This window comes from bacterium (genome assembly GCA_026708055.1).
Taxonomy (GTDB): domain Bacteria; phylum Actinomycetota; class Acidimicrobiia; order Acidimicrobiales; family CATQHL01; genus VXNF01.
The window spans coordinates 1-10,332 of sequence record JAPOVS010000063.1 but is presented as its reverse complement, the minus strand read 5'-3'; the positions used below and the strand labels follow the sequence as shown (position 1 = coordinate 10,332).

Here is a 10,332-nt window from a genome sequence, read left to right as displayed (position 1 = left end):
CGGGCCCGAGTGCCCCGCCGACACCTCAGCCGCCATCACGCCCCCGGACTCTACGCCCGCCGGAACAGTCGTCGCCGCGGAACCGCCGGCTCCCGACGGCGGCCTGCTCGAACCGGCGCATGAGCCCGACGAGGCGGCAGGTGACTGTCACACGCTGCCAATATGATGAGGACATAACACCCTGAGCGCTTCGCCGCTCAGGACCCGGGGCCCCTCCGAGCGAGGGGCCCCTGTCATTTCCACAGCGCCGGCCGGCTCAGCGTGCGAGATGACCCCGGCACCCGAACCTCGTCGGGCATCTGGCACTGCATCAAGAGTTCGGCGCGAATCGGCTTCGCCCACGACGCGACCCTCTCCAAGTCACGCGAGACCGTTCCCATTGGGCTGAACACGCCGACGTGATGCCCGTCTCCGACAGCGAGTTCTATCGCGGGGCGAAGATCCGAGTCGTTCGACACGACGAGCGCGCAGTCACAAGCACCCCGGTAGAAGTCGCGCAGCAGATGCGATGCGATCGCGACATCGGTGAACTTCTCCTGCGGCAGCTCGACCAGAACCTTCCACGGCTGCGACCCATGGGGCGTGAAGTGGGCACGGTAGTCGTCAAGCATCCCTGCCGGGAGCGGCGGACGGAGCCGGTCCTCCCAGTCCCCCTTCGACGAGATCGCCCGCCAGTGGTCGGGAACCTTGAACCTGCCCTCCAGCACCTCGACGCCGGTCGCACGCACCGCCCGGATGAGCACACGCTGGCGCCGCGGCGCCTCGGGATCCTCCGCAGCCTTCTCCGAGACCTGAGACGTGAAGTACTTCACCTTGCTCACGGTGCCGGCACGCGGGACCAATCGATCAGCCAGGGCTCTGAAATCGACCCACTTCGCATCCGGGCGACCGCGAACCGCCGAATAGAAGTTCAACCCATCGACGTACACAATCCAGTTCGCTCCGGTCGGAGCACGCGTGCTCATTCGACCAACCCGCCATCGATCAGTTCCTCCACGACCCGGGATTTTACGAGCCAGCGACGCACGCCTCAGCTTGCTCCACCCGGTCGACGCCGAGGTTCCATTCCACTCCCCCGTCGACGCCGGAGGCGCTGAGGTTCGAACTGCCCACGTAGCCGGCGGCGGCCTCGCCGGCGCTGGACCAGACGATGTACGCCTTCGGGTGGAACGCAGCTGACCCGCCACCGAACAGGCGCACCTCCAGTCGCCGGTCGCCGCCGGAGGCCAGATCCGCCAGCTGCGTCAGGGCGTCGGGGTCGGTGATCGCCAAATAGTCCGTCATCAGAACGCGGACGCGGGCGCCCCGGTCCAACGCATCCTCCCGAGCCCGGCCACCAACAACTACATCATGACTGTCACACCCCCTTCGTAGGTTCTCGGGCAGCCGCGACCGCCAGCAACCCGCCGAGGAGAGCCATGTCCGTCCTACCCATCCATCAACCTCCTCCACCTGGCAGCGCCACCGGCGATCGGAGCGCCGAGACCGATCCACGACACATGCTCGGCGCCTCTCCGCGGACGGACCAGCCGGGCCTGACGCTCGATGACGGCACGGGCCTGCGTGTCGCGCAGTCTCGATTCGTCGAGGATCGGAAGTTCTCGTGGGATCTGTTCGCCGGGTTCACCTCGTGTCGGATCCTGACCTACTCGGTCGACCTGCGCACCGTGAACCGGCTGGTCACGGACTTCGAGTTCGACGAGATCGAGTGCATCATCGGCACGACGGCAACCATCGACCGCATCGAGAAGGTGCTGGCTGCACAATACGCGGCGCTGCAGAGCGCCAAGGTGCTCATCGACAACCTCTCGAGGACCGAGCAATCGGTCATCACGGCACTGACCGAGGGCAGGTTGACCTTCCGCGTGCTGCACAGGCAGGTCTCACACTCGAAGCTGTACCTCCTCGACGGGGGAACCGACCCGCAGCGGCGCATCATCATGGGTTCGGCGAACTTCTCCGAACAGGCCTTCGGAGGCTGGCAGGAGGAGACCATCGCCGCGTACGACGACGACCCCGGCGCCTGGATCCACTACGGCGGCAAGTACCGCGAGATCCGCGAGCAGGCGTCGCAGCTGATCGACCCGCGATTGCTGACCGACCGCAACCGACCGATCGAGGTGCACGACGTACCTGTCCTCGGCGATGCCGAGGCACGCACGGTCCTCGTGGTCGGCGACGGTGCCGGTCCGCGCGGCGGGCTCGATGACCGCTCGACGATCGACCGCCGGGCCAAGATCATCCGCAACCAGATCGGCTCGCACGTCCCGGCCGCACGCGCCGGCAAGCACACCCTCACCCGGACCGACAAGCGAAACATCCGCGAGGCGCTGCGCGTCCGACCCCCTGAAGAGCGCGAGCCCGCCGCTCTGTCGCTCGACCGCGTCAACCGCAGCGCGACGTTCGCCGGGAAACCCTTCGACCTGTCCTACGACCCGAACTTGGCAGCCGCCGACGCCCGACTCATGGTCGACTACTTCCAGGGCTTCGACAACTTCGCCGGCACCGCCGCGCAGATCGGCGACCTCAAGGCGCAGTACTTCACCCTGTGGGCATGGCTCTACTTCTCGCCGTTCATCTGCGAACTGCGCAACCGGGCCGCCCTGCAGAACCGCGACGTGATCCGCTACGAACGCGTCGCCATCGTCTACGGCAAGGCCAACTGCGGCAAGAGCACCCTCGTCCGCACGCTCCTGCGCTCCATGTTCCCCACCGACCCGCTCGGACCCTGCCAGCCGAAGAGCAACTTCAGGACCGGTGCGCTGTTCGAGATCACCCACACCGCCAAGCGCTGCCCCGTCTTCTTCGACGACGTGTCGACCAAGAGCATGGGCCTGACCGGCAAGGACTTCATCAAGGACGAGACACCACCCGGGCTCGACGAGTACCCCGCGTTCGTCCTGTCGATGAACCGCCAAGAGCACGGCTTCGCGGATGAGATCGTCAAGCGAGCGCTCCTGATCTACACCGACACCGCACTGCCGGTGTACAAGCACCTGATGCGCCAGCAGCAGGACGAACGGATCCGCGCCGTCACCGACCGGCTGACCGGGCACCTCTACAAGCGATACGTCCACACCATCCTGGACGCTCTCCAAGACGAGCCCCTGCCAGCGGACCACCTGGCGCTGTCGACCGGCGTGCTGAGTGGGGCTCTACACGACGCGACGGCAGATCTCGACCCGCTGCCCTGGGCCGCGCCTCAGACCTGGGAGCAGTACGCGGAGCGCCGCTACCGTGGCCTGCAGGCCAAACTGCGCTACCTGCTGCGCCCCGAGGCGAGAATCGCCGCTGGCTCGGAGACGCCGCAGGGGTGGTGGCTCGACGGCGGCCGGATCATCGTGCGCGAGCGGATCGACCAGTACGGGCGCGGCGCCTTCCACTGGGACGAGGTCCCCTCCACCATCCTGGACGACGACGCCCGCAGCAGCGGCCACACGGCCCTGCACCGCAGCGAACTCGAGCAATTCCTGCCCAACTGGACGGCAGGACCCGCGCGCCTTCCCGAGACCCAGACCGAATCAAGCACCCCGCTGCCAGTGCGCTCCCGATTCTGGAGCCGCCTCCGCCGAGACCGGCAGTGACCGAGTCCTCTGGGAGAAGCGCCAAGTACTCCGGTGAGCCCGAGACGGGCCTGCGACGAGACGGTGGCAGGGGCCTAGTGTCCTGAGTGGGGTATTCGTTTGAGATATGCGGCGAGGGTGTCGAGGATCTCGTCGGCGGTCTTGTGCCAGGTGAGGGGTCTGGGGTCGTTGTTCCAGTGCTCGGTCCACGCGTTGATGGAGTCTTGGATGTCCTCGACGGAGGTGTGGGCGCCGCGGTGGAGCTGTTTGGCGGTGAGCTCGGAGAACCAGCGTTCGACGAGGTTCACCCAGGAGCTGTAGGTGGGGGTGAAGTGGAAGCTGAAGCGGGGGGTGCGCCAGCAGCCAGCGCCGGATGGCGGGGGTCTTGTGGGTGGAGACGTTGTCCAAGACGATGTGCACGGCCAGGCAGTCGGGGGCCTCGGCGTCGATGCGGTTCAGGAACTTCCTGAACTCCTCGGCGCGGCGGCGCGCGGTCATGGCCGCAATGACCTTCCCGGATGCGGTGTCGAGGGCGGCGTAGAGGTCAGTGGTGCCGCCGCGGCGGTAGTCGCGGGTGCGCCGCTGGGGCGTCCCGGGCATCATCGGCAGGATCGGCGCAGTGCGGCCCAGGGCCCGGGCCTGGGTCTTGTCGTCCACGCACAGCACGACCGCGGCCTCCGGGGGGTTCAGGTACAGGCCCACCACGTCGCGCACCTTGTCGATGAACTGCGGGTCCGGGGACACCTTGAACTCCTCGACGCGGCGCGGTTTGAGGTCGAAGGCCCGCCAGATCCGGCTGATCGCGGTCTGGGAGAGGCCCACCGCCGCGGCCATCGACCGCGTCGACCAGTGCGTCGCCCCCGGCGGTGTCTCCTCGAGGGTCTTGACGAGCACCTCCTCGATCTGCTCGTCGGTGATCTTGCGGGGCCCGCCCGGGCGCGGCTCGTCGCCCAGCCCGTCCAGGCGCCGCTCGGCGAACCGGCCCCGCCACTTGCTCACCGTCGCCGCGCAACACCCCAGGCGCGCCGCGATCGCTGTGTTCGTCCCGCCCGCCGCGGCTCCCAGCACGATCCGGCACCGCAACGCCAACGCCTGCGACGACGACGGCCGCCGCGCCCAACGCTCCAAGGTCTCCCGTTCCTGCTCATCGAGCGCCACCGGCACCGCCAACCGGCCGCGCCCTCGCCGCCGCGGCGGCTGCAACTCTTGGACCATGATCGTCTCCAACCACCGCCCACTCACCACAAAAACCGTACCCCACCCCCACACCACACCAACGAATACCCCACTCAGGACACTAGCCCTGCGGGTCAGAGAATGGCGGTTTCCATCTCGGCGTCGGACACCTTGAGGGTGGCATAGAGGTGCTCTGCGTCCTCGTTGCGTTTTTCTGCCGCTTCCTTGAAGAGATCCCACGGATCCCTTGGCTTCGGCGCCCTCGGCCGGAGCCAGAACACACCCGACCGACCCGCCTGCATCGCGTTCACGGCGGGCCGAAGATCGAGGAGCAATGCTCCCGTCGCTCGAATGGGATCATGCCCCACACCTTCGACGGCAAAGACGGTCACGCCCGTCTTGAGCACGGCCGCCAACTCTCTGGGATTGCGCAGCATCTTGTGGTTCAGTGTCACCAAGCCCTCGAATCCCAACTGCTTGAGAGCGATGAGCAGCCTGCGATCATCGAGTTCGGGCAGCCGTGGGTCGATCCTGCGCAATGGCACCAACCGGATGTCTCCCATCCACGGTTCGAGCGCCGCCAGGATCGGCTCCGGGAAGTTCTGGTCCAGCGGCAGCCGCATCAGGCGGCGAGCGAACGCTCGAACTCGATGGCCTCTTCGAACATTCCGGCGTCGACGCCCGCGTACAGATCCGCGATCCTCCCGACATCGGGGATGTGCTCGTAGAGCGCCGCGGCGACTTGGGTCGTGATCCGAGAACCTGCCAAGTGAGGTTCGCCCGACATCTTGCCGGGGATGATCCGCAGGCGGGGCCGTGGCCGAAGAAGATCGGGGCCCCGCAGCTGGCCGAACTCGAATGGTCCGAGCAGGTCCAAGATCTCGGGTAGGGCCTGTTGGCCGTCAGTCTCGACAATGCCGTTGGCCTGGACCCATATCCTGCCCGACTGGTCAACCCGCAGCGGCGAGTCCGGCTCGTCCGTGCTGTCGTCCCAGATGTCAAGTCCTCGGCTCTCCATCTCGTCCAGCGCCCTGCGCACCTGCGACATCGGGCTGGCGGCGATCTCCCTGTTCCGGCTCTGTTTGGGGTTTCGCAGCCAATACACGACGCGCAGTCCCATCAGATCTGCGTAGGACCACAGCTTCACCCTGGTCGGCGACACCGAGGGCTCGACGATTCCCTTGCGCGCCCAGTGATACACGGTGGACAACGGAACGCCGGAGAGAGCGGCGGCGCGCCGCGCCGCGTAGCAGCCGTCGAACGCGGCGCGGATGCGATCCGATAGCAGTCCCCTGTTGTCCATCGCTTCCGCCCTCGCAGCATGCCGGTCGGGTTGCCTGTCAGCGGAGGCTACCCGCCGCAACGACATCGCTGCGGATTGGGCAGGGGCGCGGCTGACCACCGTCCTCGAGGACGACTACCCGACGAATCTGCGGTTCATCCACAATCTCACGCCATCCCTGCTCTACAAGGGCGTCCTCGACGCCCACCTGGACGCACGATCGATTGCTGTCGTCGGCCACGCGCAACACTACTGACGAGGGCCTCAACGGCGCACGTCGATGGCGAAGCCGTGTCAGTGGTCGGCGTCGAACTGACCCGACAACCTTGGAGCGACTGACTGATACGGCGTTCTAGCCGTCGTAGCCGGCCGCCGCCTCGCCGGCGCTGGAGGAGAAGATGTACGCCTTCGGGTGGAACGCAACCGACCCGCCACCGAACAGGCGCACCTCCAGTCGCCGGTCGCCGCCCTCGGCCAGGTCCGCCAGCTGCGTCAGGGCGTCGGGGTCGGTGATCGCCAGGTAGTCCGTCGTGAGAATGCGGACGCGGGCGCCCCGGTCCAGCGCGTCCTCCAAGGGCCCGAGGATGCGGGCCAGGCCGCTCTTCATGACGAAGGAGACCGCCATGTCGATGCGGTCGAGATCCGGGTCCCGGAGCCGATCGATCAGACGCGGCAGCAACCGACCCTCAGCCGAACCGTCCAGCAACACCGGCGTGGGGCCACCCTCATCCGGCACGGCGGCCGGAACCGGACTTACGGCATGCGGGCCCGAGTGCCCCGCCGACGGTTCAGCCGCCATCACGCCCCCGGACTCTACGTCTGCCGGAAACAGCCGTCGCCGCGGAACCGCCGGCTCCTGACGAAAGCCTGCTCGAAGCGGCGCATGAGCCTGACGAATCTGCGGTTCATCCGCTTCATCGCAACGCCGAACTCGGTAGCGAAGTCCACAGCGGGGGAGAAGTGCGGTGGTTGGAGCTTTGCTACTCCCTGGCCTGGATGACGACGCGCCCGCCGTCCCGGACCTGGATGGTCAGGTCGTGGTCGTCGAGCATCGCCATGCCCAGTAGGGGGTCGACGCCAACCGCCCCGGTCTCGACGTGTCTCGGTTGTCCGTCCCAGAACATCGTCACGCCATACACGTCGAAGGCGGCCTCGCTGCCGTCGGCCAGAACCGCCTCGCCATCACCCACAACGGGCAGCCCCAAGTCCGCCACCAACATCGGGGGCAATACCAGATAGCCGTTGAAGCCGGTATCGACCACGGCGTCGACTTCCCGCACCTGCCCCGCTGAGTCGAGCAAGGGAAGGGTCACGACGGCTTCGAGATGGGCATTCACGGTCCCCTCGATCACCCTGCTCTCCGAAGGGAACTGCCGCCGAAGCGATACAACGTCCGATGACCAACCCGCATCAGCCAGACCTGGGCGTCCGGGTGGTGATCTCGCAGGCCATCAGAGGCGACAATGGCATTCTTGCCGAGCGCGTAGCTTCCGCTGTCGACGTCAATGGCGACAACTTCCCCTTGGTGGTCTGTCTCGACAAGGTGGCGGATGTCCCGCTCGTAAATCTCTTTCCCAAGGCGGGCCGTCTCCTCGCGAGGTCGGCGGGCGGGTGCGGTGGCTTCCCCTCCGTCGGCGGGTGCCGTGGTCTCAGAGTCCCTCATACGAGCATCGTAACCCGCGGCCCACCGCGATCAGCCGGGTCGCCGCGAGGACGGCGGTCAGCCGATGTGACGGCGTACGAAGCCGCATCGAGGGGCTTCGAACGCGCGTCGGCCCACAGCGACTCGAACCCCGCCACAAGTCGCTCCACCCGATCGGTGCCCAGGTTCCATTCCACTCCCCCGTCGATGCCCGAGGCGCTGAGGTTCGAACTGCCCACGTAGCCGGCGGCGGCCTCGCCGGCGCTGGACCGGAAGATGTACGCCTTCGGGTGGAACGCGACCGAACGGCCACCGAACAGGCGCACCTCCAGCCGCCGGTCGGCGCCCTCGGCGAGGTCCGCCAGTTGCGTCAGGGCGTCGGGGTCGGTGATCGCCAGGTAGTCCGTCGTGAGAACGCGGACCTGGGCGCCCCGGTCCAGCGCGTCCTCCAAGGGCTCGAGGACGCGGGCCAGGCCGCTCTTCATGACGAACGAGACCGCCATGTCGATGCGGTCCAGATCCGGGTCCCGGAGCCGATCGATCAGACGCGGCAGCAACCGACCCTCAGCCGAACCGTCCAGCAACACCGGCGTGGGGCCACCCTCATCCGGCACGCCGGCCGGAACCGGACCCACGGCAGGCGGGCCCGAGTGCCCCGCCGACACCTCAGCCGCCATCACGCCCCCGGACTCTACGCCCGCCGGAACAGTCGTCGCCGCGGAACCGCCGGCTCCCGACGGCGGCCTGCTCGAACCGGCGCATGAGCCCGACGAGGCGGCAGGTGACTGTCACACGCTGCCAATATGATGAGGACATAACACCCTGAGCGCTTCGCCGCTCAGGACCCGGGGCCCCTCCGAGCGAGGGGCCCCCTGTCATTTCCACAGCGCCGGCCGGCTCAGCGTGCGAGATGACCCCGGCACTCAGCCGAGTGGTGCGATCTTGCCAGGGGGCTCCAAGCGTCTCGCTCGCTCCCATGCGTCCCGCAACTCCGCTTGATGCCGCGAGGCCCACTCGATCACAAGCCCATGTGCACGGGCGGGAAGACGCCCCTGCAGCACGGCAAGATCGTCGATCCCGACTAGGGCCTCGTCGTCGCCGTGCAGGGCATGGAAGTGTGGCGGTGCGTGATCGTCGAATTACATCCGGATGATGATCCCGTCGAACCGGCAAATCTCAGGCATCGACCTCCTCAGGCACGATGCGCCGGTGCCAGTTCCGCGAGAGACTTGCCGGTGAGTCGCATGTAGAGGGCGTCCGGGCACAGTTCGACGTCCTCGTCCCAGGCGATCGATCCGGCCGGACCGATGTGCACGGTCTCGAAGCAGCCGGTCTCGTCCCACACCTTGAAGACGCCGCGCCCCGCCAGATACGACAGATCGAGCTCTCCGGCTGTGCCGTCGGAATACCTCAGCCAGATCCGATAGCCGTCTCGGGGTTCAACTCGGGTGGGACGAACCATGCCACCTCCAAGCCTCTCCCGACAATCCTACGACGCTGCCAAGCAGTCCACCCGCAGCGGAAGCCGGTCAGCGACCCTCGGACATCAGCTAGGCGCGGCCGACTCAGATCGGGCCGAAGGTTCCCTGCCGAACGGCGAAGTCGATCTGGCCGAGGTAGTCCATCCCGACGATGACGTCGCATCCGGACGGTCGCCAGTCGACGACCACGACTGTTACCTCCGCGGAGTCGAACGGGGGCACACCGATGCGCATCTGCGCTGTCGGAACGACCTGCTCGACCCCATCAACCCCGGTGAGAGTGCCCCTCCCCGAAGGGATCAGGCCGAAACGATCAAGAACCGGACGCCATATCAGCGATCCCTCAGCCCCAGTGTCGATAAGCGCCTCGAACTCCTGTGAAGGCTCCACCGGGCCGCGGAACGTTCCCGAGAGTCGCGCCGCGACGATGGGGCGAGGGATGCGGCCGGCTCCTGGCCGGTGGATCATGCCTCAGCCAGGGATCTGCCGAGTATCGATCCGATCCGCACGGGGGGGTGACCGATGGGGTGCGTCGAGAAGCCTCCCAACCCGAACCGCTCGTAGCCGGCGTGTGTCGCCGACGACGTGTCATCGAATACCTCAACGAGTTCCCCGTCGCTCATGAGGGCGACCCGCCCATGATCGGTCTCGAGCAATCTCTGCTCGTGCTCCCCCTGGAAGACCGCGTGGTTGGCCCACACCGGGCTGGTGGCTGCCGATGGCGTGTCCTGCATCGGGCTCTCCTGTGGTCGACCTGTTGCCGGCGCGGCGCGCAGATCCGCAAATCAGGTCAGCGGGCCAGGGCCCGCGACTTATCTCGCCCACCATACGAGCACAAGCGGGTCAAGGTGGCGATATATCGAATCACCCCGTCGCCGAACCCGGTCAAGCTCTAGCCGAAGGAAGCTAGATCCCTCCGCGGCGCATCAGGTGATCCCGTCACCCACGGCCGCATCCCACAGGCGCTCATCACCCGAGTCGCTCCACTCCCCCGTCGATGCCGGAGGCGCTGAGGTTCGAACTGCCCACGTAGCCGGCGGCGGCCTCGCCGGCGCTGGACCGGAAGATGTACGCCTTCGGGTGGAACGCGACCGAACGGCCACCGAACAGGCGCACCTCCAGCCGCCGGTCGGCGCCCTCGGCGAGGTCCGCCAGTTGCGTCAGGGCGTCGGGGTCGGTGATCGCCAG

At 67.4% G+C, this 10,332-nt stretch carries 14 protein-coding genes and 2 pseudogenes; 2 read left to right on the top strand and 14 right to left on the bottom strand.

Going from position 1 to position 10,332, the window contains the following annotated elements; all coding sequences use genetic code 11:
* Positions 1–233: 233 nt before the first annotated feature.
* Entirely contained in the window at positions 234–821 is a 588-nt protein-coding gene (locus OXG55_14270) for an NYN domain-containing protein (GenBank protein MCY4104405.1), read from the bottom strand.
* Between the two features lie 187 nt (positions 822–1,008).
* Positions 1,009–1,452: a phospholipase D-like domain-containing protein gene (locus OXG55_14265; protein ID MCY4104404.1), complete on the bottom strand. Its 444-nt coding sequence runs from the start codon at positions 1,450–1,452 to the stop codon at positions 1,009–1,011.
* Between OXG55_14265 and OXG55_14260 the strand changes: the two genes are divergently transcribed.
* Positions 1,419–3,584, top strand: coding sequence for a phospholipase D family protein (locus OXG55_14260; GenBank protein MCY4104403.1), 2,166 nt, complete (start codon positions 1,419–1,421; stop codon positions 3,582–3,584). The two genes, OXG55_14265 and OXG55_14260, sit on opposite strands and share 34 nt — an antisense overlap.
* A gap of 74 nt (positions 3,585–3,658) precedes the next feature.
* Here OXG55_14260 and OXG55_14255 read toward each other — a convergent pair.
* The 3 genes and pseudogenes from OXG55_14255 to OXG55_14245 form a co-directional block, all read right to left on the bottom strand.
* Positions 3,659–4,778, bottom strand: a pseudogene (locus tag OXG55_14255) (IS630 family transposase).
* A gap of 95 nt (positions 4,779–4,873) precedes the next feature.
* The gene (locus OXG55_14250) at positions 4,874–5,362 is read right to left on the bottom strand and encodes a hypothetical protein (protein MCY4104402.1); all 489 of its coding nucleotides are present in this window, start codon (positions 5,360–5,362) and stop codon (positions 4,874–4,876) included.
* Positions 5,362–6,042, bottom strand: coding sequence for a hypothetical protein (locus OXG55_14245; protein MCY4104401.1), 681 nt, complete (start codon positions 6,040–6,042; stop codon positions 5,362–5,364). The genes OXG55_14250 and OXG55_14245 overlap by 1 nt, the downstream gene beginning before the upstream one ends.
* On the opposite strand from OXG55_14245, the gene OXG55_14240 reads away from it, so the two are divergent.
* Positions 6,035–6,277 carry a hypothetical protein gene (locus OXG55_14240; protein MCY4104400.1) on the top strand — a complete coding sequence of 81 codons (243 nt, stop codon included), beginning with the start codon at positions 6,035–6,037 and terminating at the stop codon, positions 6,275–6,277. The two genes, OXG55_14245 and OXG55_14240, sit on opposite strands and share 8 nt — an antisense overlap.
* Before the next feature lie 96 nt (positions 6,278–6,373).
* Here OXG55_14240 and OXG55_14235 read toward each other — a convergent pair whose 3' ends face one another.
* The 9 genes and pseudogenes from OXG55_14235 to OXG55_14195 all read right to left on the bottom strand — a co-directional run.
* A complete protein-coding gene (locus OXG55_14235; protein ID MCY4104399.1) occupies positions 6,374–6,823 on the bottom strand; it encodes a hypothetical protein in 450 nt (149 codons plus the stop codon).
* A gap of 178 nt (positions 6,824–7,001) precedes the next feature.
* Positions 7,002–7,373, bottom strand: coding sequence for a clan AA aspartic protease (locus OXG55_14230; protein MCY4104398.1), 372 nt, complete (start codon positions 7,371–7,373; stop codon positions 7,002–7,004).
* Complete coding sequence (locus OXG55_14225) at positions 7,370–7,684, bottom strand: hypothetical protein (GenBank protein MCY4104397.1); 315 nt, start codon at positions 7,682–7,684, stop codon at positions 7,370–7,372. Before OXG55_14225 ends, OXG55_14230 begins: the two co-directional genes overlap by 4 nt.
* Positions 7,681–8,340 (bottom strand): phospholipase D-like domain-containing protein, encoded by a 660-nt coding sequence (locus OXG55_14220; protein MCY4104396.1) that lies wholly within the window; start codon positions 8,338–8,340, stop codon positions 7,681–7,683. Before OXG55_14220 ends, OXG55_14225 begins: the two co-directional genes overlap by 4 nt.
* Before the next feature lie 246 nt (positions 8,341–8,586).
* Positions 8,587–8,847 (bottom strand): annotated as a pseudogene (locus tag OXG55_14215) (DUF4160 domain-containing protein).
* 8 nt (positions 8,848–8,855) lie between these two features.
* A complete protein-coding gene (locus OXG55_14210) occupies positions 8,856–9,125 on the bottom strand; it encodes a DUF2442 domain-containing protein (protein MCY4104395.1) in 270 nt (89 codons plus the stop codon).
* A gap of 103 nt (positions 9,126–9,228) precedes the next feature.
* Positions 9,229–9,612 (bottom strand): retropepsin-like aspartic protease, encoded by a 384-nt coding sequence (locus tag OXG55_14205; GenBank protein ID MCY4104394.1) that lies wholly within the window; start codon positions 9,610–9,612, stop codon positions 9,229–9,231.
* Positions 9,609–9,878 (bottom strand): hypothetical protein, encoded by a 270-nt coding sequence (locus OXG55_14200; GenBank protein MCY4104393.1) that lies wholly within the window; start codon positions 9,876–9,878, stop codon positions 9,609–9,611. The genes OXG55_14205 and OXG55_14200 overlap by 4 nt, the downstream gene beginning before the upstream one ends.
* Positions 9,879–10,113: 235 nt before the next feature.
* A partial coding sequence (locus OXG55_14195; GenBank protein MCY4104392.1) for a hypothetical protein occupies positions 10,114–10,332 on the bottom strand: 219 nt, incomplete at its 5' end.

Coding starts and splice junctions, on each gene's coding strand:
- OXG55_14260 (MCY4104403.1), top strand. CDS start 1,419: ATGTCCGTCCTACCCATCCATCAACCTCCTCCACCTGGCAGCGCCACC.
- OXG55_14250 (MCY4104402.1), bottom strand. CDS start 5,362: ATGCGGCTGCCGCTGGACCAGAACTTCCCGGAGCCGATCCTGGCGGCG.
- OXG55_14245 (MCY4104401.1), bottom strand. CDS start 6,042: ATGGACAACAGGGGACTGCTATCGGATCGCATCCGCGCCGCGTTCGAC.
- OXG55_14225 (MCY4104397.1), bottom strand. CDS start 7,684: ATGAGGGACTCTGAGACCACGGCACCCGCCGACGGAGGGGAAGCCACC.
- OXG55_14220 (MCY4104396.1), bottom strand. CDS start 8,340: ATGGCGGCTGAGGTGTCGGCGGGGCACTCGGGCCCGCCTGCCGTGGGT.
- OXG55_14210 (MCY4104395.1), bottom strand. CDS start 9,125: ATGGTTCGTCCCACCCGAGTTGAACCCCGAGACGGCTATCGGATCTGG.
- OXG55_14205 (MCY4104394.1), bottom strand. CDS start 9,612: ATGATCCACCGGCCAGGAGCCGGCCGCATCCCTCGCCCCATCGTCGCG.
- OXG55_14200 (MCY4104393.1), bottom strand. CDS start 9,878: ATGCAGGACACGCCATCGGCAGCCACCAGCCCGGTGTGGGCCAACCAC.